This is a genomic window from Natronorubrum sediminis, assembly GCF_900108095.1.
Lineage (GTDB): Archaea > Halobacteriota > Halobacteria > Halobacteriales > Natrialbaceae > Natronorubrum > Natronorubrum sediminis.
In genome coordinates this window covers 459,827-480,241 of the sequence record NZ_FNWL01000002.1, presented here as the reverse complement: position 1 = coordinate 480,241, position 20,415 = coordinate 459,827, and the positions used below count along the sequence as shown (strand labels likewise).

General features: G+C 60.7%; 21 protein-coding genes. 10 read left to right on the top strand and 11 right to left on the bottom strand.

Annotated elements, in window-relative coordinates:
- Positions 1 to 35 precede the first annotated feature (35 nt).
- The 3 genes from BLW62_RS09630 to BLW62_RS09620 are packed head-to-tail and all read right to left on the bottom strand — an operon-like array spanning position 36 to position 3,491.
- Positions 36 to 725, bottom strand: a complete 690-nt coding sequence (locus BLW62_RS09630; protein WP_090506860.1) for a hypothetical protein — start codon at positions 723 to 725, stop codon at positions 36 to 38.
- Positions 688 to 2,220, bottom strand: a complete 1,533-nt coding sequence (locus BLW62_RS09625) for a nucleoside triphosphate pyrophosphohydrolase family protein (RefSeq protein ID WP_090506859.1) — start codon at positions 2,218 to 2,220, stop codon at positions 688 to 690. Before BLW62_RS09625 ends, BLW62_RS09630 begins: the two co-directional genes overlap by 38 nt.
- Positions 2,217 to 3,491 carry a DUF7504 family protein gene (locus BLW62_RS09620; protein WP_090506858.1) on the bottom strand — a complete coding sequence of 425 codons (1,275 nt, stop codon included), beginning with the start codon at positions 3,489 to 3,491 and terminating at the stop codon, positions 2,217 to 2,219. The genes BLW62_RS09625 and BLW62_RS09620 overlap by 4 nt, the downstream gene beginning before the upstream one ends.
- Before the next feature lie 150 nt (positions 3,492 to 3,641).
- On the opposite strand from BLW62_RS09620, the gene BLW62_RS09615 reads away from it, so the two are divergent.
- Entirely contained in the window at positions 3,642 to 4,034 is a 393-nt protein-coding gene (locus BLW62_RS09615) for a DUF7344 domain-containing protein (protein ID WP_090506857.1), read from the top strand.
- 121 nt (positions 4,035 to 4,155) lie between these two features.
- On the opposite strand, the gene BLW62_RS09610 is transcribed toward BLW62_RS09615, so the two are convergent.
- The 4 genes from BLW62_RS09610 to gvpA all read right to left on the bottom strand — a co-directional run bounded on the left by BLW62_RS09610 (position 4,156) and on the right by gvpA (position 6,617).
- Positions 4,156 to 4,488, bottom strand: coding sequence for a CHY zinc finger protein (locus tag BLW62_RS09610; protein ID WP_090506856.1), 333 nt, complete (start codon positions 4,486 to 4,488; stop codon positions 4,156 to 4,158).
- Between the two features lie 139 nt (positions 4,489 to 4,627).
- Positions 4,628 to 5,200, bottom strand: a complete 573-nt coding sequence (gvpO, locus tag BLW62_RS19000; protein WP_090506855.1) for a gas vesicle protein GvpO, halophile-type — start codon at positions 5,198 to 5,200, stop codon at positions 4,628 to 4,630.
- Between the two features lie 88 nt (positions 5,201 to 5,288).
- On the bottom strand, positions 5,289 to 6,326 hold the full coding sequence (gene gvpN / locus BLW62_RS09600; RefSeq protein WP_090506854.1) for a gas vesicle protein GvpN: 1,038 nt from the start codon (positions 6,324 to 6,326) through the stop codon (positions 5,289 to 5,291).
- A 6-nt stretch (positions 6,327 to 6,332) separates the two neighbouring features.
- Positions 6,333 to 6,617 carry a gas vesicle protein GvpA gene (gene gvpA, locus BLW62_RS09595; RefSeq protein WP_090506853.1) on the bottom strand — a complete coding sequence of 95 codons (285 nt, stop codon included), beginning with the start codon at positions 6,615 to 6,617 and terminating at the stop codon, positions 6,333 to 6,335.
- 435 nt (positions 6,618 to 7,052) lie between these two features.
- On the opposite strand from gvpA, the gene BLW62_RS09590 reads away from it, so the two are divergent.
- From BLW62_RS09590 to gvpM, 8 genes are all read left to right on the top strand, one after another.
- Positions 7,053 to 7,676: a GvpL/GvpF family gas vesicle protein gene (locus BLW62_RS09590; protein WP_090506852.1), complete on the top strand. Its 624-nt coding sequence runs from the start codon at positions 7,053 to 7,055 to the stop codon at positions 7,674 to 7,676.
- Between the two features lie 3 nt (positions 7,677 to 7,679).
- Positions 7,680 to 7,934, top strand: a complete 255-nt coding sequence (gene gvpF / locus BLW62_RS09585; RefSeq protein ID WP_090506851.1) for a gas vesicle protein GvpF — start codon at positions 7,680 to 7,682, stop codon at positions 7,932 to 7,934.
- Positions 7,934 to 8,737: an Hsp20/alpha crystallin family protein gene (locus tag BLW62_RS19150; RefSeq protein ID WP_090506850.1), complete on the top strand. Its 804-nt coding sequence runs from the start codon at positions 7,934 to 7,936 to the stop codon at positions 8,735 to 8,737. Before gvpF ends, BLW62_RS19150 begins: the two co-directional genes overlap by 1 nt.
- Positions 8,734 to 9,669, top strand: a complete 936-nt coding sequence (locus BLW62_RS09575; RefSeq protein WP_090506849.1) for a hypothetical protein — start codon at positions 8,734 to 8,736, stop codon at positions 9,667 to 9,669. The genes BLW62_RS19150 and BLW62_RS09575 overlap by 4 nt, the downstream gene beginning before the upstream one ends.
- A gap of 167 nt (positions 9,670 to 9,836) precedes the next feature.
- A complete protein-coding gene (gene gvpJ / locus BLW62_RS09570; protein ID WP_090507560.1) occupies positions 9,837 to 10,493 on the top strand; it encodes a gas vesicle protein GvpJ in 657 nt (218 codons plus the stop codon).
- Entirely contained in the window at positions 10,490 to 10,834 is a 345-nt protein-coding gene (locus BLW62_RS09565; RefSeq protein ID WP_090506848.1) for a gas vesicle protein K, read from the top strand. Before gvpJ ends, BLW62_RS09565 begins: the two co-directional genes overlap by 4 nt.
- Complete coding sequence (gene gvpL / locus BLW62_RS09560; protein ID WP_090506847.1) at positions 10,831 to 11,751, top strand: gas vesicle protein GvpL; 921 nt, start codon at positions 10,831 to 10,833, stop codon at positions 11,749 to 11,751. The genes BLW62_RS09565 and gvpL overlap by 4 nt, the downstream gene beginning before the upstream one ends.
- A complete protein-coding gene (gene gvpM, locus BLW62_RS09555) occupies positions 11,748 to 12,044 on the top strand; it encodes a gas vesicle protein GvpM (protein ID WP_090506846.1) in 297 nt (98 codons plus the stop codon). Before gvpL ends, gvpM begins: the two co-directional genes overlap by 4 nt.
- Positions 12,045 to 12,117: 73 nt before the next feature.
- On the opposite strand, the gene BLW62_RS09550 is transcribed toward gvpM, so the two are convergent.
- The 3 genes from BLW62_RS09550 to BLW62_RS09535 form a co-directional block, all read right to left on the bottom strand.
- Positions 12,118 to 12,333: a hypothetical protein gene (locus BLW62_RS09550; protein ID WP_076582316.1), complete on the bottom strand. Its 216-nt coding sequence runs from the start codon at positions 12,331 to 12,333 to the stop codon at positions 12,118 to 12,120.
- Positions 12,334 to 13,401: 1,068 nt separating this feature from the next.
- Positions 13,402 to 14,463: a zinc-dependent alcohol dehydrogenase family protein gene (locus BLW62_RS09545; protein WP_090506845.1), complete on the bottom strand. Its 1,062-nt coding sequence runs from the start codon at positions 14,461 to 14,463 to the stop codon at positions 13,402 to 13,404.
- Between the two features lie 1,325 nt (positions 14,464 to 15,788).
- Positions 15,789 to 17,342: a class I adenylate-forming enzyme family protein gene (locus BLW62_RS09535; RefSeq protein WP_090506843.1), complete on the bottom strand. Its 1,554-nt coding sequence runs from the start codon at positions 17,340 to 17,342 to the stop codon at positions 15,789 to 15,791.
- 186 nt (positions 17,343 to 17,528) lie between these two features.
- Between BLW62_RS09535 and BLW62_RS09530 the strand changes: the two genes are divergently transcribed.
- A complete protein-coding gene (locus BLW62_RS09530) occupies positions 17,529 to 18,779 on the top strand; it encodes an acyl-CoA dehydrogenase family protein (RefSeq protein WP_090506842.1) in 1,251 nt (416 codons plus the stop codon).
- 446 nt (positions 18,780 to 19,225) lie between these two features.
- Here the strand turns inward: BLW62_RS09530 and BLW62_RS09525 are convergent, their stop codons facing one another.
- Positions 19,226 to 20,383, bottom strand: coding sequence for a thiolase family protein (locus tag BLW62_RS09525; protein WP_090506841.1), 1,158 nt, complete (start codon positions 20,381 to 20,383; stop codon positions 19,226 to 19,228).
- Positions 20,384 to 20,415 lie beyond the last annotated feature (32 nt).

The following is a 20,415-nucleotide window of genomic DNA, read 5'->3' as shown; positions in this document are numbered from 1 at the left end:
GAGTCGCGCCAGCACCCTCGAGTAGTCACGTCGAATTACTCGGCGTCTGAATCTCTGCCGGGAAGTTCCGTCGGCGCGATGTCGGTTGACCACCTAAACTCACCGTCGATAACGGTGGGGACCCGCTCGAGTGAGAGCAACGAGACGACGTCGGGAAGTGACATCGTAAGCGCCGGGAGGTCGCCGCCGACGAGGAAATATCGATCGACGCTCGGCGCGTACGGTGTGTAACACGACCCCATTCCGCGACCGATTACGGGGAAGGTTGCGATCCGAACGTCGTAGCCGTGCCCGTCCGATGCCCGATCGATCTGCAGGAGATTCGGCGTCCCATTTTCCGATTGAGCGATCTGAATCCCACCGTCGCCGATGACGGTGTACCGTCCGTCCACCGTGTGTCGTTGACTGACGACGGTCAGCGCCGAACGCAGCGAGTACCCTCTGTTGAGAAGTCCGGCGATGAGCCGTCCGACCGGAATCGCTTTCGTATTGTTGATCGCGCCAGTGGTGACGATGCCGCCGATGCTGTCGCGTTCGATCATCACCTGCCCCTGATCGTACGACCGACAGCCGTTGAGCAAGAACGTGTCGACGCCGACCGCCTCGAGTTCGGTTGCGTCGAGCGTGCCGTCCTGGCAGACGAACCCCGATTTGTTAACGTGACCGACGTAGTGGAGGAAGTCGAGATCACACGTGACCGACGTAGTGGAGGAAGTCGAGATCACGTTGCAAGACGTCTGCGAGTTCGCGACACGAGAGGTTTCGGTACGACGAGACGTCGAAGGGGAGATCCTTTCGATCACCGTAGAGTGCCGCTTCGCTCACCTCGGGGGCCATCTGCGCCTCGTTGCAGACGACACCGATTTCGATCGGTCCGTCGGCGGGTTCTGACGTGAATCGATTTCGAACGCTCTCGATAGAGAGGTCGTTCGCGTTGACCGAGCGACCCTCGCCAAACCAGGCCTGTTCGAGCGTGTCGGACGACGAAATCCGAATGTAAGACGGCTCGACGGCTGGTTCTACGGGTTCGGCTTCACGGGAGACGCTCCTGGTGAGCGCGCCGTAGCCGGGCGGTTCGGATGCCGTATCGACGTGTTGGTGCTGTTGCTCGACGCTGATCAGTGACAGCGTGTTCGCCGCGTAGGAGAGAATCTCGATCGATTCGGGATCCGGCGAGACGTGCGTCGAGAGTTGCCACGTTGGGACGAGGTCTTTCGTTACGTCGAATGGGACGTCCACGTACGTCGTCACCCGCTCGGCAATCGGTGCCGCATAGAGCGTCTCCAACGGTAAGTCGACGCGCTCCTCGAGTTGCCTTCGTTCGGCGAGGTCGATCGGGTACTGACCCTCCGTCCGAACGACACAGTCTAGCACGAATACGTGTTGTAACACGTCAGTAACCGCTTGCTCGAGTGGTGTGCGCTCAGCGTTCGTCTCCGACGTGCCGACGCCGGTACGCTCTCCCCGGATCTCACTCGAGTCGGCGAGTGAAACGATCTCCGTTCCGTTTGCCAGCAGGCGAGGTTCTGGGCCTGGAACCACTCGAGCGCCGAGATAGTGCGAGAGCGAAGCGACCGCATAGATGGCCGGGAGCTCCGGTGGAACTTCGATCTCGAGTCCCGTCTCTGGAACGTCGATCGAATCGGGGATCATCAGCGTCGAACCGACCTCGAGTTGGGGTGGATGGCCTCGTTGTGATGGAAACGACCGTTCCGGACTGGTCGTCTCGAGTGAGGAACCGAACGTCGACACTGCCGCCATCACGTCTTCCGGGTCTGTCGTCGTGGTAACCGTGGCGGCCGGTCCTTCGGAGTACGACTGCGCGGCCAGTTCCACGTGAGTCGTCTCGTCGAACGAGATGTGCATACTGTCGCTTAGCGACTGGACGGTCACGGGTCCCGACACTCGCAGGAAGAACTTGATCGCCGCGGCAATCTCGATTTCGTACTCACCTGCTGGAAGCGTTTCGTGTGTGAAATTATCGCACTCGACAAGCAGCGTCTCGTCCGTGTTACGAACGAAGACCGGAACGACGTACGGTAACGTGATTTTTTGAATGTGACAGCTCGTGACCGCATCGACTGGCTCGTTGAACGAGGGACGACTAGCCGGCGTGAGTGACACGGGTTCGTCGGTCGAGAGCGAGAACTGGCGGCCTTCGACGCTATCGACGGCGACGATTCCGGGCCCGTCCTCGTTCGCGCGGAACTCAACGGTCATTTGAGCGGAAACCAGGCAGTTTCGTACCCGGTTTCGGTCAGACGCCACCGCTGTTCGACGTCGACGTCGCCGACTCGCAACTCGACGACCGCATCGAACAACGGTTCGAGCGAGGCCACTGCGTCGCCGTCTCTCGGAGATGAGAGGTGGAAATGACCGATTCCTCGATGTTCACGAACCTCCTGCCCGATTCCGTCGATGGCGGCTTGCGTCCGCTCGAGAGAGGTAGCTTCGAGCATCGAGTGAACGGAATCGACGCCGACTCGCAACTGACCGCGATCCGACAACTCGCCGTCGACGATCGCGTTGTGAACGGCCCCGGGGAGGGATTCGATGCTGTCGGTATGAGAAATAACGGTCGGTCCGCTGTCTGCGTCGTGGTCGAGCGGGCTGTCTCCGACGGGGGCAGCGGCCGTCGATCGGGTGGCGGAGGGACGATGGTCGAGCACGGTGGCCGTCGATTGTGGGTGACCGGCCATCGAGAGCCGTCGTTGAGCCGTCGCCACATTCTGGCCGTGGTGGACGAACAGTGGGGTGTTCTCTTCTTCCGAAGAGCCGAGCAACGTTGCCGTGGCACGATCGAACGCGTCCTCTGGAACGGCGCCCGCGACGAGAACGGTTCCGCCGGCCCGTTTTAACACTGTCAGCGACGGTTCAGTAGCGATTGTGCCATCGGGTTCGATCTGCACTTCGTACCCGTTCGTCGAGAGGAGCAGTCGACTGTCGGTGCGCTCGTCGGTCAACCGCGGGTGAAGTGTCCGCTCGAGGGCGTCGGCATCGAGTTGCTCGAGGAGCGAGTCGACGATATCGGCGGTGGAGGGTTTGGCACTCGAATCCGTACCAGTTGCAACGTCGCTCGCGGCCGTCGAAATTGCCCGTCCGATGGACCAGACGAGCGAGGGGTCGTCCGACCACTCGTGGTGAATCTGGGCTGTAGGGTTCAACCGATTGGGGGTTCGGTTGGACGGATAGGCTGCAACGTGGCCGGAATCCGTGGCGACCACGGATACGTCCTTCCACGACGTCTCGACCGCGACACGGAGTCCGGTCGGGGACTCACGCGGAACAGAATCCAACAGCTGATCCACACTGTCGGGATCAATACGATCGTAGAGTGCTGCAAGCTCGTACGGATCGGTATCCAGCATGTCCGCCGCAGAGGTGACGAGCGATGAGGTCACGTGCCCATTCCCCAGGTCGACCGCGTGCGTCACTTGAGGCGCACTGCGTATTGGGAACGGCCAGCGGCAGTCCACCTCGTCGATTTCCATATGAGTACTCCAGGGGTCCCACCGACGTGAATCATTCGATTGGGTACCCCGAGAAAGATAAGATGTAACGTATTTACTAAACGACGCGTTAGGGCCGCTGAAGCGGCCGTTACCCGCTTACTTTTACCTATCCACGGCATTCGTCCTACTATGAGCGGTGATGATCGGCCGGAGAACGGAGACATCCCGATCGGCGCAAGCGAGGAGAGACGCAACTGGGTCGACGAAATCTTGCACGCGCTCGCGGATAGCGAACGACGATTTCTGATCTATCATCTCCATTCGGTCGACGTTACAGACCTCGAGACGCTCGCTTCGAGGATTGCTGTTGCACGCGAAGGCAAACCGATCGACGACATTCCACAGCCAGTGTACGAGGAGATCAAACTGAGCCTTCACCACTCAGATCTCCCGCAACTGGCCGAAATCGGCGCGATCGACTTCGATCCGCGAAATGGGGATATCCGTTGTCGAACGTTTCCGGACACGTTGAAAGCATTAGTCGAAACGTGTGAAGATATCGAAGAGATCCAGTACGAGTAGCCCTCAGCCCGCCGCCATCACCCGTCTCCGGTTCGGCCCCCGTGTGCGTTTTGTTGTCGTTGCGCACTCGTTCGATAGTTTGTCCGTTTCGTCGCGTGTTATCCGAGTTCTACCGGCCGACTCATCGATCACCAGGTGTAAAGTAGCGTGATGCGTGCTCGTGACAACCAGGGTTGAACGGAGTGTCACACGACGGACAGCGATGGTCGGCCTCGAGATACGCCGGAACGGTCAGTTCGGTGGCACAGACACCACACAACACCGAGGGCTCGTCGAATCGATCGCTCGGCCAGGGAATCGCTTCGTGATCTGCGACGGCCTGGTGACACCGAAAACAGGGATAATAGTGCTCACAGCAGTCGAATTTGAACGCGACGACGTCTCGGTCGGTTCGATAGTGTGTGCATCGAGTGTCGTCGTCGACAGTCAGCCCGCGGACGGAGTGAGTGGACACGGATCGTAGTCGCCGCTACACGAGCGTGCTATTTCGCCGTTGTGTTCTCGAACTCGAGTGGACACGACCGATAGTCGACGTACCAGGGACGTCGGAGTCGACTCACGAGAGATGTCGTCGTCCACTCAGTAGGGCAGCCTCACTCGAAGGCTGCCGTATCGCCGCGACGGTATCGATCGAGGCGGCGATAGCCGTGAACGACGGCGTCTTCGGTGAGTTCGATCTCGTAGCGACCGATGATGTCTTGGGTGTCGGGAACCGAGCGGCGTTCGATTACTTCGACGACCGCCCGCCAGCCGTTGTCGGTCGGTACGATTTCGCTGACGGCGTCGAACTCCCGACCGATGAGTTCGCCGGCAGACGATTGGACGGACTGGCGAACGCCGAGGACGCCGGCGATCTGGTCGTGTTCGGTCTCGACGTCGACGTCGACGTCGTCGGGATCTGTCTTCTCCTCGTCGCTCATCTCGACCGAGCCGAGCGAGTGACTTCGGGACTCCTCGGTTTCGGATTCTGCTTGTTGTTCGTCTGCTGAGTCTGATTCCTGTTCGTCCTGTTCCGATTGTGCTGATTGACTATCACTCACTGTCTGATCACTCTCGTCGTGTTGGTAGCAAAAGCCATCCTCCCGGGCCGGCCGTGAGCAGCGCTCACCGTCCGCGGTGAGCGCCTTACACTGATCCGTCGACTGCTCTGTATCGGCTTCGGCCATTGGCGTCTGGTGAATCGTTGTCGGCAGTTCGTGGCTGGCACCTCGAGTCGGTGTCGGTGTCGCTGTCCCTCGCGCTGATCGAGCGGAGTTACACCGACTCGGCGATCTGTGTGCGCAACGCTTCGATATCGTCCGGACCCTCGCCGGCGATTTTCGGCGCAAGTACGTCCATGAAGACGTCGGTCAGTAGGTCGTCGTCGAACTCGCCGTCGGCAGCACCGTTCTGGCGGGCGTCTTCGAAGACGGCGAGACCTTTCGCGGCCGTGATGGCTGCTCGCGTTCCGACGACGACCTCGAGGTCGTCGCGCAGAGTTCGCGTCGTCTTCACGATCGTTTCGACGTCCGCCTCGGAGAGGTCGACGTGCGAGTCGACGATTTCGCGTTCGGTCGTTTCGTCGTGGTAGTCGACGTGAACGCCGACGAAGCGATCGAGCAAGGCGTCCTGTTGTTCGTGGACGCCCGCGTACTCGACGTCGTTCGAGGTCAAGATCGCTCGGAACTCGGGGTGGACGTCGATCGATCGATCCTCGCCTCGCTTGCCCGGTCGCTCGAGGACGCCTTCCTCGAAGACCGAGAGCAAGACGTTGTGGGCCGAGGGGTCGCTTCGGGAGAACTCGTTGTAGACGAGCGTCGCGCCCTCGCGGACGGCGACCGAGAGCGGGTTGTCGACCCATCGTTCGCGAACGATTTCCGTTTGCTTACTCACGCCGCTGACGAAGCGGTCGTCCTCTTTGTAGCGTTCGCCGCCGGCGTGGTCGCCGACGAGTGCTGCGGTGTCGACTGCTTCGTCACCGTTGAGCCAGACGACCGGGCGGCCACGTTCTGCGGCCGCCGAGAGCGCGAGCGCGGTCTTCCCACAGCCCGTCGGACCGATGAGATGGACCGGTTGATCCGCTCGCAACCAGCCCGTAATCCTGTTTCGCAGGGACGTGACGGCGTCGGTTTCGACGAACGGCTCCGGTGCAACCTCCTCGGGATCGGAGAGTGGACTGTCGCCGTTTTGTGATCGGGCCTGGGATGCCTTGCGGGCCAGTTCTTTCTTCGCTCGCCGACCCTCCTTCCCGGAGCGGTCGCTCCTGATCTTCCGACCTCTGACCTTGCGCTTGCGCGAGGAATCGTCGGCCATGAAGTGTTATCCAGCGGACTGGGGTGACGATTCTGGACGTTCTTCGACCTCGAGTTCCTCGAGTTCTTCGAGGTCGCCCTCTGACGTCGCTTGCTCAATTTTTGCAATCTCCTCCGCGTAGTGCAGGAAGGTGTCGACCGAGGCGACGACGACGCGGGCTTCGATCGTCAGCAACTCGATCCCGACGACCGAGACGCGAGCCCAGATATCGATAACGACACCCTTGTCGAGGATGCGATCCAGCACCTCTGCGAGACTCGAGGAGTCGGGTCTCCGTTGTGGTTGTGCCATACTACGGCGACACGTTCTTTCCGACTTCCTAACACGGCTTTCACTGCACGTGCAAGCCACCCTCACATATTTGGGAAACACAGCCATCGACTGGTAGAAGACCTGTACAGTCAGGATAGTGAAACGCTCACTCGAAGACGGCTAATCAGGTTGCGGCTGCACCTGCAAGCACCACGATAACCCATCGTGGTATCGAATCTCACGTGACGTGTTCCTCGAGTACCCGCGGGTGCAGTTCACGTCGCGCGCGTTGACGCACACCCATTCGGGTAGTCGACGCTCCCTATCCATGATCTCTCGATCGAACGCGACGACTCGACAGCACTCACTGGCCGGTAGCCGACGTTCACCGAAAACCAGCCACGCAGCACACGCAGCACACGCTGGTGGCTCTCGCAGACGAACTCAACCGAGTCGAATCGAGGTGTGCAAGCGATGACGAACCGGTACGTCTACGGCGTCATGAACGACGATCCAGTGGAGTTCGAGGCAGACGCCGTCGCCGGGGCCGACTACGTGTACACGGTGTCTCACCGTCGGCTCAACGCAGTCGTCTCCGACATCGACACGACCGATCCCGAGGAGACCGACGAGGACGCACAACGTCACGACGAAATTCTTCGGGAAATCATGGAGCGCGACGGTGGACGGACGATCGTTCCGATGCAATTCGGCATGGCGTTCGAGAGCGACCGCGCGTTGAAAAACATCCTCCGGGGTGCGCGACCGGCGTTTCGCCGCGCGATAAACGACATCGAGGGCCGGATCGAACTCGGGCTGAAAGTGGTCCGCGAGGAAGACGCCGACGTCGACGAGGAGGCGATCGAAGCGGCCGTCGCCGACGAACTCGAGTCCATCGCCGACCAATCGGTGCCGAACGGCCTGTTCAGCGACCGACTCGTGCTCAATCAGTCGTATCTCGTTGCGAAGGAAGACCGCGAAACGTTCGACGACGCCGTCGCGGAACTCGAGGAGGAGCACGACGACCTGATCTTTCGGTACACGGGCCCGTTCGCACCGTATAGCTTCGTCGACGTGGCGATCGGCACCCAGCAGTAAACCATGTTCATCATCAACGACCTCCTGTTCCGGCCGTTTGTCAGCATCGTCGACTCACTACACACGATGGCGCTCAACGAGATGTACGACATCGAGGCCCTACAGGACGAACTGAAGGAGAACCAGTTGCTGTACGAACTCGGCGAGCGCCCCGAGGAGGAGTACCGACATCGCAAGCGCGAACTCGAGGAAGAGATCGAAATCGCGCGGGACGTCCACCAACGGCTCACGAGCGGCCGCGTGGAGGTGAAATCCTAATGACATCGCCAGATGACTCGAACGACCGACGGGAGGAACCGCCCGACGAGCACGACGACTCCGTCGATATCGACGACGCCGACGACATCGACGAGACCGAAGAATTCGACGGGGATGCCAGTTCCGACAGAGGGACAGGCCTCGACGACACCGACGGGACCGACGAAAGCGCAGCGTCCAACGACCCAACAGACGCAGACGACCTCGATGAAGACGACGACCGAGCGGCCGGCGACGCCAGCCACGTTCCCGTCGGATCGACGCGTGAGGAGTCGACCAATCGGGACGGAAACTGGCTCTCGAGTCTTCTCTCGGCCCTGGAGTCGCTCGAGCGCGGAGCCGCGTCCGGCCGGCGGCGGACGAATCGGACGGTGCTCGACTACGATATTTCGATCAGGTCGGGAAGGGATCGGCCCGGCGAGGGTGGGCGGCGTCCATCGTCACCCGAGATGGGAACGGACGAGCGTCCGGATCGACAGTCCCGATCACGAACACGACGTCGAAAATCTCCCACGTCGGGGGCTCATCTGACGACCCGAACGACGAGCGACGAACTCACCGTTACGGCAGACGTTGCCGGCACGGACCCGGACGACGTCACCGTCGGCTTCGACGACTCGGCGCTCGTCGTCGCCATTTCGGGAACCGAACTCGATCGAGTCGAGGTCCCCTGGCGCGACCGAACGGCCGACGCGACGATCAAAAACGGCATCCTCACCGTCCAGGTCGAGCCTACCGACGAGGGCGCACACGAGGGTGACGAGGGAGGCCGGTCCGAACCGAACGGAGGGAGCACACCGTGAGCGACGACGACTCATCACTCGAGGAAGCCAGCGACGTCGCCTTCGAGACGCTCCTCGAGAACGGGACGGAGAGCCTCGAGCGAGTGACGGAGACGCTCGAAGGAGTCGACGATCTCGACTCCCTCGAGGACAGCACCCTCGAGTCGTTGCTCGGCGACGTCGAGAAGCTCACCACGGTTGTCTCGGAGGTCGAAACGATGCTCGAAACGCTCGAGGTGAGCGACCTCCCCGAGGCCGTCGACGCGGGCGACCTCCTGGATGCGATTCAGGGAGAGGCTATCCCCGACGCGATCGCCGACGAAGAGACCGGGGCGACGGACGTCGTCGACCTCTCGCAGGTGCTCTCGGCCATCGACCTGCTCAACGCCTGGGACGCGGCTGATCTCGGCAAAGTCTGGGAGCAAAAACGGGCCGTCGACGACGCCGTCGAGGACCTCGCCGACGACGCTGACGACGACGGATTGGCCGCGAAGGCCGCCGAAACGGTCTCCGACGACGACGAGAGCCTCCTCGGTGACGACGATGACGACGACGGAGAACTCCTCGAGACGGATCTTAGCGGGGAGGAAGCCATGGAACTGCTCGGAGACATCGACATCGAGGACGATCCTGAAGCCTATCAGGTCGCCATCCAGCAACAGGCAATGAGAGGGATCGAAGCGTTTCGCGAGGCCCTCCTCGAGACCCACGAGGAGTTCGAAGAGATCGTCGAAGAGAACCGAAAGAAGACGAGCCAGGAGGGTTCGCGAACGAACTCGCGCAACCCAACGGCCGTTTCGACGATGCAACTCGGTAGCAGAGACACCGGCGGTGGAACGCTCTACTCGACGGTTCCGAAACAGGTCAAGGGCTCGACTGCCTCCGGCTTCACGCGCATCTACGGCCGTCGATTCAAAATCGAACGAGAACGAAAGAGATCACAACATGACTGACCGAATACCAGCCAGCCGAAACGAGGTGAACCACCCAACTGCGTCGACCACCCTGCCGTCCGATACCGAAATCCAGCCGTTCGATTCACGGGAAACAGGGGCCGGAACACCAATGCAGCCGACCCACTCGCTCCGTCAAACCCGCTCCGCTCCAGGAGGTGAGCCACGTGAGTACTGAATTCCAACCGCGAAAACACCGCGGAGACCTCGCAGAAGTCGTGGAGATGCTCCTCGACAAAGGCATCGTCATCAACGCTGACATCGCCGTCTCGATCGGCGACACCCAACTCCTCGGCGTCCAACTTCGCGCCGCGATCGCGTCCTTCGAAACCGCGGCGAAGTACGGCCTCGAGTTCCCGGAAGGGACCGACATGCGCCGCGTCGCTGCTGCCGCCGGAGAGCCAGAACTTGCCGAGATGGATCGACCAGCGCCACCGATCGATCCGACGCGAGCCGTCAACGTCACCCCGAACGAGACCGAGGAAGACGGCGACGACTCGAGCAAGTCCGAAACGGACGACGACTCGAGCGAGCCAGAAGGAGAAACCGACTCGGGAGAAGGCGACGAACAAACCGTCTCGAGCGTCTTCGACGGACTCGAGGGAATCGAAACGGGGACCGGAACCGACGAGTCTGACCGTGGCACCGAGCACTTCAACGCACGTCCGAATCCGAGAGAGCCGACGAGCGGCGGGTTCGACCTCCTCAGTGACGAGTCGGACGCCGACGGTGCCAACGAAGATAGCGGGGGCGGGGCAGACGAGGAGACCGGAGACGAGGACGAAACCGCCGAGGCGACGAGTGCGGGGGCCCCCGATACATGAAACAGATCGACGTCGGCGACGGCGAAGACGCGAGAGAAGGGCTGATGTCGCTCGTTGTCACTGTCGTCGAACTCCTGATGGACGCCTTAGAGCGCGAGGCGGTTCGTCGCATGGAATCGGGGGACCTCTCCGACAAGGAGATCGAACGTCTCGGCCAACAACTCGCGCGGATCGAGGCCGAACTCGACCAGCTCAAATCCGACGAAGGAATCGAAGACAGCGTCGACAACCTCCGCGGGGATCTGGACGGCCTCGTCAGCGACGCGATCGAACAACTACACGGGAAGACGACGAACACGAATTCGCCCGGATACTCCGTCTTCGAGGGTGATGACACGTGAGTTCCGATCGAAGCGACGAACACGAGGGGCGTGAACACGGGGCAAACGAACACGCCGAGGCAGACGCCGTCCCGTCGATCGACGACGGACGGTATCTGTACTGTCTCGTGCAGGTCGATGAGAGCGACGGCGAACCGACCCTCGAGACGACGGGCGTCGACGGCGAACCCGTTTCGGTCGTCGCGGAAGACGGCATCGGTGCGGTCGTTCACGCTTGTGAGGAGATCTACGATTCGGACGATCTCGCACAGATTAGACGCTGGCTCGTCCGCCACCAGACGGTCGTCGACGAGGCCGGTGAGGCGTTTGGGACGCCGGTCCCCTTCCAGTTCGATACGATCCTCCAATCTGACGACGAGGGCGTCCGGGAGTGGATTCGATCCGAATCCGACACGCTCGAGCAAGTGCTCTCGGGGCTCGCGGACCACTGGGAGTATCGAATCGAAGTCGTCGAAACCGATCCGATCAGTGACGAGGCGTTGATCGACCACGACGAGCGATTGCGCGAACTCGACGAACAGATGAGCGGGTCCGAAGACGGCACGGCCTTCCTGCTCGAGAAACAGTTCGATCAGCGACTCACCGAAGTCCGCGCGAATCGTCGCGAATCGATCACCGCCGACCTCCAGACGCGAATCGACGAGCACGCTCGGGAGGTCCACTCCCTCGAGCGAAAAGCCAGTGCGTCGATCTCCGACGATATCGCCGGTTCTGAAGAGACGGACGACGGCGAAACGCTCTGTCGGCTGACGGTCCTCGCACACGAAGCCGACGAATCGTCGATCGGGTCGGTACTCGACGACGTAGCGGCCCACGACGGCCTCGAGGTTCGATTTACGGGGCCGTGGCCGCCGTACACGTTCGCCCCCGAACTGGGCGGTGGTGAGGACGCGACGAACGCACGATCACAGCCATGAAACCGGAAAAGAACGACGACGCACTCGTGGACGTCATCGACGTGTTGCTCAGAGACGGGGCCGTGCTCCGGGCGGACGTGATCGTTTCGGTCGCCGGCATTCCCCTTATCGGGCTCAAACTCTCCGCTGCTCTCGCGGGGATGGACACGATGACGGAGTACGGCTTCTTCCGAGAGTGGGATCGCGAGCACCGAGGGGTCGACGATCCGGGGTACGATCGAGAACAGCGCTTGCAAGCGAGAGAGCGAGACGAAATCGCCGTCGGCAGTAGCCACGTCCGACGTGACTCGTAAACTATCGGGTTCTCTCGGGGACGGGATCACCGAATCGATTCGTCGGTATCGACTCCGATTCGGGTGGTGACCGTCAGGCGAATTTCGGTCGTTCGGTCGTCAATTCGACATCGCCGGTAACGGTTTCCTCGTCGTGGTCTTCGTCGTAGATGTACTGGCCTGTCGACCCACAGAGGGTACACTCGTAGGTTTCGGAGATTTCGTTGATCATCTCACCGTCCTCGAAGTAGACGCGGCTCTGCGTGATCTGCAAGAATTGGGCGGTCTCGCAGTTACTGCAGGTGATCATACTCGACCGATGGCTATGACCAGTTGTAGTTATCCGGCTTGTAACGGAAAGCCGCGACCGCCTATGGAGTTCTTACCAACTGTTTTACCCGAACGTGAGCTACAACCCGGTCATCGTTCGAACGCATTTGTCACAGTGTCACACGACCCCTCGTAACCACCGCCTAATCACCCGAATGGCGCGGATTGCTCGTCGGCCAATCGACCTCGAGCGACCTTACTCGCAGTCCTCCAGAGTCTCGTTATCGATGGATAGGGATTCGTTTCCCGGACGGTGAGTTAACCACCGAGACGAGTTGAACACGCACCGATTCGACGTTCGACTGAATTCGACGGCTGGCCAGTCGATTTCGAACTCGTGTGAACATCTTGGGAGCGATGGGAATTGAGCCAACGGAAACGAGTGAGGAGGACGAAACCGACGTTCAATCGTTCGAACGCGTGCAAATCGTCGGTCTCCCCATCCCAACGACGGCCTCTGGAGGGGTCACCCCAACGGACTCCATCACGGGACCTGCTCCACGACCACCACCGAAGAGACTCCCTCAAACGCCATCGGGAGGAGAAATCGGATATCGTCGTGTCAGCGATATCGTGGTTGCGCGCACTCGAGACATGATGGGACACGTCAGCGTTTCCGTCACCGAATTCGGTCGTTGGCTCGTGCTAGTGCCCTCCTGTCAATGGATTGTCTCAACTACTCGTGGACAAGTAGCTGCATAACAATGGGTAACACACCCATCAGTGGTGCTGCGGGGATGCAAGGCCCCGTCGGGTACACGCTCCACCAGTCTGCGACGTGTTGACCAGCCAATTGGGTTGCACTCGTACCCGGATCGCTCGGAAGTGGACTCGCCCCCGCTTCGAGTTAGCTCATGTCTCTCACGCCAGGGCGGGCTCCCGTCCCCGCCCGGGTTTTGAGCTACCAAGGTACCGATACGCGACTCGAGCGAGTGTTCTCCACGAGAATTCGAACGTAGTCAGGACGTACACCGTCGAGACAGCGGTGCACTCGTCGAGCGATTCGCTACGAAGGTCAAAATCGTGTTTGGAAGACGGTTAGGGCTGCTTAGAACTCGGTGACGACGGGAATACCGACCGTCTCGTAGTCGTCCATCGAGCCCAGCGTCTCCGGCAGTTCCTCGAGTGAGAGCGTCTCGCCGATGATCTTACTCGGCTCGAGCGTTCCCTGTGCGATCAGGTTGAACAATTCTTCGTAGCGAACCAAGGGCATGCCGAAGGAGCCGTGGAAATCGATCTCTTGCATCGTCATTACGTCGACGGGGAGATCGATCTGACCCTGTTCCTCCCCGGTCGTCAGTCCGACCTGGACGTGATCGCCGCGGGTGGCGAGGCTGTTGACCGAGTTCTGGCAGGTCTCGGCGATTCCAAGCGCGTCGAGGGAGACGTCTGCGCCGCCGTCGGTGAGGCGCTTTACTTCCTGGGGGGCGCTGTCGACGTCCGCGCCGTTTATCGTCTCGACGGCACCCAGTTCCTCGGCACGCTCGAGTTTGGAGTCGAGGACGTCGATCGCGATCGGGTGTGCGCCAAGCGCCTGTGCGATGTGAATCGCCGAGAGGCCGACGCCACCACAGCCGTGGACGGCGACCCAGTCGCCGGGACGGATGTTCGCGCGGTCGGCCAGCGCGTGGTAGGCAGTCATGAACCGGCAGCCGAGGCCGGCCATCTCCGTGAACCCGACGGAATCGGGGAGTTTGACGCAGTTGTAATCGGCTTCCCGAACCGGGAAGGCCTCCGCGAATGCACCCTGTGCGTACTCCGAGAGGCCGAGTGGCAAGACCGTTTCACAGTTGTTCGCCCGACCTTCTCGACAGTGTGTACAAGTGCCATCGCCCAGATGGAACGGCACGGCGACTCGATCACCCTCCTCGAGCGTTTCGACGTCGTCGCCGACGGCCGAGACGACACCGGCCGGTTCGTGGCCGAGAATTTGGCCTTCGGGAACGCCAGCCCCGATCCAGCTCCAGTCGCCTTGCCAGGCGTGCCAATCACTGCGACAGACTCCACACGCTTTCGTCTCGACGATGACCTGATCCGGTCGCGGCTCCGGATAGTCGACGTCGTCGATCTCGAGTGGTTCCCCATGCTCGTCGATTACGGCGGCTCGCATACGTTCATCATTTTACGTGGCAATACAAAAGTATGTGACATACGAATGTCGTTGGTTGTGACGAACGAACGCGCACCGGAACTTTGCGCAATCGTTTACACACTGCCCTCCCCCACTCTCCAAAGCTACCTCTTTCACAGAATACTCTTACATACGACACATATCGTAGTGTCCGGTGCGTCAGCTGGACGGGCGTCCGTCGGTATTCGGAGACAAGTGCCAGCCCGTCTCCGATCGATTACATCGATTTGCACGCTCCAGACAAACACGGCTGCCGAGTAGCTGTGCACTGACTTGCAGTCACTACGACAGTTGATGTGAGAGCGACAGTCGAATCGAACGCGAGACACCACACTTGAGTTTGAACCGACTCGAGAACAATACGTGGCACTTGTATACGCCTATCTGTTCCGTCTCGAGCGTTTTCTTTCGTCGAACCGGGTTTCAGTCGATCGATAGTCCACCCCCATCGCTTCTTCCAAAAGCGGACGGTCCGTCGGTAGCAACTGAGCGCTTTGGCGACTGGTTCGAATGGATGGAACCCGGAACTCCACTCCTCGAGTCGTCCGGCGAACTGGTGGCCGATAGCTACTAATTCATCGGTCTCGGGGCTCGAGTCGACACGCGTATCGCCGAATTGATGGAAGTGACTGGAATATGATAATAATGACAATGCATTGATTTTTAAACTATTTTCCTCTCGAAATCGGCAGGGAACTGACAGGGAATTGGTTCGGTCACTTCCCTGTTTTGGGTCCCAGCATCACTGGAAACGAGATGGGATGCCGGGACTCGCTAACGCCTGTAGTGCGTCTTCCAGCGCTTGTCCCAAACGTTACACACGTAATCGTGTAACGCTGTTTGCCATCACTTTCTCGACAGCTAACTACTATCGATGTTGTTCTGTCCGGTTGAACACGTCCCTTTCGTGAGATATCGACCGAAACCGGAGCAAGAACGGACTATGATGTGTCTCGGTTCGTATTTACTCGATTTGCTGTGGTGAACACGTATGGGGGCCTCTGTCGTGTACCCTCAAAACGACCGAACAGGGACACAATCACGGGTCGAATGATCGCGACCGGACGAACGGTTCGTGTAGAGAGTTCAGGTGTGTGCGACGCACACGGTTGAAATCGACCGTAGTGATTCAGTGGCTCGATTGAGACTGGCGTTCCGCCTGAGTGAACGCACTGGCGGATACTCGTTCAACTGTTGAACCGAATTCTGTGAAGGGGTACCTGACACAATCGATGAAACGGTTCAGACAGCGGTGTCGTTCGACCCAGTAGATTCAGCGAGACTGTTCGGCCCCTTCGAACGCTTCACTCCTCGAGTTTGTACTTCTGGATCTTCCCGCTGGTCGTTCGCGGGAGTTCGTCGATGAACTCGACCTCACGCGGGTGTTTGTACGCGGCAACTCGCTCGAGGAAGTACTCTTTGATCGCCGCTTCAGTCACGTCGACGCCGGCTTCGACGTCGGGTGCGAGCACGACGTACGCCTTTGGAACCTCATTACGCCGCTCGTCCGGAATCCCGACGACGGCACCCTCGGCGACGGCGTCGTGTTCCGACAGCAACTCCTCGAGTTCGCTGGGATAGATGTTGTAGCCCGCCGAGTTGATCATGTGTTTCTTCCGGTCGACGATCTCGTAGTAGTTGTTCGCGTCTCGCCGGGCAATATCACCGGTGCGGAAGTAGCCGTTCTCCGTAAATGCGGCGTCGGTGGCGTCGGGTAGGTCGTGATAGCTGTCCATCACCTGTGGGCCGCGCACGAGGAGTTCGCCCTCCTCGCCGGGTGGGACCTCCTCACCGGCCTCGTCGACGATCTTGCAGTCGGTCTGGCGCGTCGGTTGCCCGATCGTCCCGTGGCGAAGACCGAACGTGGAACTCGCCTGCGAGTGGGTCGCCCCGTGGGTTTCGGTGAGGCCGTAGCCTTCGCCCATTTCGACGCCGGCGACGGCTTCGAACTCCTCTTGAATCGCGACGGACATCTTCGCGCCGCCCTCGCCGGCCGATTCGAGGCTCGTCAGGTCGTACTCGCCGAAGTTCTCGCTGTTGACCATATCGACGTACATCGCGGTGACGCCGACGTAGTGGGTGATCCCTTCCTCTTCGATCAGTTCCATCGCCGCGTCGCCGTCCCAGTTAGCCGCACTCCGGAGAAAGACACTTCCGCCGCGCAACAGCGGCTGCCACGCCGTGTGCGTAAAGCCCGTGATGTGATACAGCGGCAACCAGACGAGGCTCCGGACGTCCTCGTCCTCGAGTTCGCCTGTCTGTGAAAGGACGGAGAACATCTGCGCACGGAAGTTCTGGTGGGTGAGTCGGACACCCTTTGGCTTCCCCGTCGTTCCCGACGTGTACGGCAACAGGGCCAGGTCGTCGTCCGAGCGTTCGACGAACAGTTCTTCCTCCCGAACGTCTGAAAACATGTACACGCCCTCCTCGGTACTGCCGACGCCGATAACTACCGGCTCCCAGTCGATTTCCTCGAGTGCCTCCTGCAGGTGGGGCAACAACGCCGCGTGAGTTAGAACGGCCGACGCGTCGGTATCCTCGAGTTGGTAGGTGAGCTCCCGACGGCGGTACTGTGGATTGACCGGGGAGACAGCTACGCCGGCTTTGAACGCCCCCAGCGCACCGATGAGGTACGCCGGGCAGTTCGGCAGATACTGGAGCATTACGTCGCCGGGGTCGACGCCGAGTGCTGCCAACCCGCCAGCAAAACGGGCGCTCTCTTCGCGGAGTTCGTCGTGAGTCAGCGTCGTTCCGTGGTATTCGATCGCCGTCGCATCGCCGTGGAGACGGGCCGTTTCGTCGTGCAATCGTGCTGCATTCCCCGCTCTCGCGGTCTCGCGGACATCGTCGAGATCCATGTTCTCATATAACACACTCTGGTACTAAAACGTATCCCGGCCAATATCTCCTCGCTCGCAATTATTGGCTGTGTACGCGGGACCGCCCGACGGAACAGAGACGGACGAGTATCGCGACTTCATTTCACAACGTTGTATCTGACCGCTTTGTTGTACATTTACAATGTTGTATGTGCATATCCCGGTATGGAGTACCACGACTCCGAGAAGGCGAAAGAGGTTGCAGGGCGGGTAGAGGACTTCATGGAGGAAGTCGTCCTCCCTCGCGAGCGAGAAGCGCTCGCCACGGGAGAGCAAATCACGATGGACGAAATCCACGATTTCTGGGATCAGGCGAAAGAACGGAACCTGTTTGCCCCCCAAGTGCCCGAAGAGTACGGCGGGCAGGGACTCGACTTCCAGGACATGCTGCCGTCGTTCGAACAGGTCGGGCGCTCGCTCATCGGCGCGCTCGCCATCCGTGCAAACGCCCCACAGGAAGGGAACATGCACACCTTCGAAATGGTGGGCACCGAAGAACAGAAAGAAGAGTACCTGCGACCGCTCGTACAGGGTGAGATTCAGACGGCGTTCGCGATGACCGAGCCGAAACAGGGTGGTGGCTCGGACCCGAAGATGCTCCAGAGCACGGCCGTCAAAGACGGCGACGAGTGGGTCATCAACGGCCACAAGTGGTGGACGTCCGACGGTCTCAACGCGGACTACTACCTGGCGATGGTCCGCACCGATCTCGATGCCCATCCCTACTCGGGGACGTCGATCATCCTCGTGCCGTCCGAGGCTGACGGTGTCGAAGTCGTCCGCAACGTGCCCCACCTCGGCGGCCACGGCATCACCGAGCGCAAAGGTGGCCACGCCGAAGTGAAGTTCGACAACGTGCGCGTTCCCGTCGAGAACACCCTCGGCGAGGAGAACGAGGGCTTCCAAATCGCGCAGATGCGCCTCGGTGGCGGCCGACTCACCCACTGTATGCGCTACTCCGGCATGGCCGAGCGCTCACTCGACGTCGCGAAGGCCTACCTCGCAGAGCGCGAGGCCTTCGGCACGACACTCGAGGAAAAGCAGGCGCTTCGCCACCGAATCGCGGACGCCGAAACCCGACTTCACGCCGCTCGTTGTATGGTCCGTCACGCCGCCCGCGAACTAGACCGAAACGACGCCCGGATCGAGGTCGCGATGGCGAAGATGTTCACCGCGAACGTCACGAACGAGACAATCGACCTCGCACTCCAGTGTTGTGGTGGCAACGGTATCGGGAAGGACCTCCCGATCGCACACTTCTACGAGAACGTCCGCGCGTTCCGGATCGTCGACGGCGCTGACGAAGTCCACCGCCGCTCGATCGCCCGCTGGGCCTTCGAGGACATCGACGAAGCTGAAGTGGAGAACGCACTCCAGTTCGACGAGGACCTGCGAATCGACGCCCTCGACGAGTAACGCACGCGGTCTCCGAAAGACGTTTTTTTGTCGTCGGTGTCCGACTTCGAGAGTCGAACAACGGTATGTCAATTCGACCGACCGACATTCGACCGACCGAGATTTAACCGACCGAACAATCTGTGGTGGCGCGCGCTGATCCGCGGTGAGCCACCGGCGAAGCGCGGATCGACCTGTGCGAGGGATGAGCGAGCGAGCGACGCGAGAGAGTGAATCGGCTGGGGAGGACGTGGGAATCCCTCGCTGCCACTATTCACAGTTGTAGGCGATGTTTCGGTGAATATACAGTTGCAAGCGATGTTTCGGGGAATATACAGTTGTAGGCGATGTTTCGGTTCATACACAGTTGTAAGCGGCGTCTCGAGGGAGCCAGTCACGACGAGCGCGCGTTTCCCGTCAGAAAGCGGGCCTTCCCCGTCGCGATCTGTGACCCGTCCGAAGACGGCTCAAACCCGCTCGAGAATCGTCGCGATTCCCTGCCCGAAGCCGATGCACATGGTCGAAAGCGCTCGGTCTTGTCCCGTTCGCTCGAGTTCGTGAGCTAATTTCGTGGTGAGCATCGCGCCGGTCGCGCCGAGTGGGTGGCCGTGAGCGATGGCTCCGCCGTTGACGTTGACCTGCTCCCAGGACGCGCCCGTCTCCTCGAGCCAGGCGGCGACGACGGCGGCAAAGGCCTCGTTGACCTCGAAGAGGTCGATGTCCGAAATATCTAGGTCGGCCTGCTCGAGGACCTGCTCGGTCGCCGGAATCGGTCCCGTAAGCATCGTCACGGGGTCGACACCGACGACTTCCGTCTGGACGATTCGAGCCATGGGTTCCCAGCCGTGTGCTTCGGCCGCCTCTGCACTGGCGACGAGCAGCGCCGAGGAGCCGTCGACGATTCCCGAGGAGTTGCCGGGGTGGTGTCTACCGTTGCCCTCCTCGCGGAAGGAAAGCGGGAGGTTCGAGAGCGTCTCGAGATCGGTTTCCGGACGCGGATGTTCGTCCTGTTCGACGGTGACGGGTTCGCCGTCCACTTCCGTCTCCACGGGCACGACCTGATCGTCGTAGCGCCCTTCCTCCCACGCCTCGCCCCAGCGGCGCTGCGAGTCGACGGCGATCTCGTCGAGTTCCTCGCGCGAAAAGCCGTAGTTCTCGGCGATGCGTTCGGCTCCCTCTCCCTGATGCGTGAGTTCGTCGAAGTGCTCGAAGTAGGTGTCCGTGACGCCGGCCCCGTCGCCGCCGTCCGACCCCATCGGGACACGGGTCATGTGCTCGACGCCGCCAGCGATCAATACGTCGTGTTGACCGGCCATGACGTTCGCCGCGGCGAAGTTGAGCGCCTGCTGGCCCGAGCCACACATTCGATTGAGTTGCACACCCGGAACGATATCGCCCCAACCAGCGACCATCGGCGCGAGCCGGCCGATATTGAGTCCCTGCTCGTCGATCGGCGAGACACAGCCGTAGATCACGTCTTCGATCGTCTCTGGCTCGAAGTCGTTGCGTTCTTCGAGGGCCTTCAGTGGCTCTGCCGCGAGGTCTTGTGGGTGAGTGTCCCGAAACGAGCCGTCGCGTTTTCCGAATGGCGTTCGAACTGCGTCGACGATAACTGCGTCGTGCATGACACACCATTACACGACCACACTGATAGCAA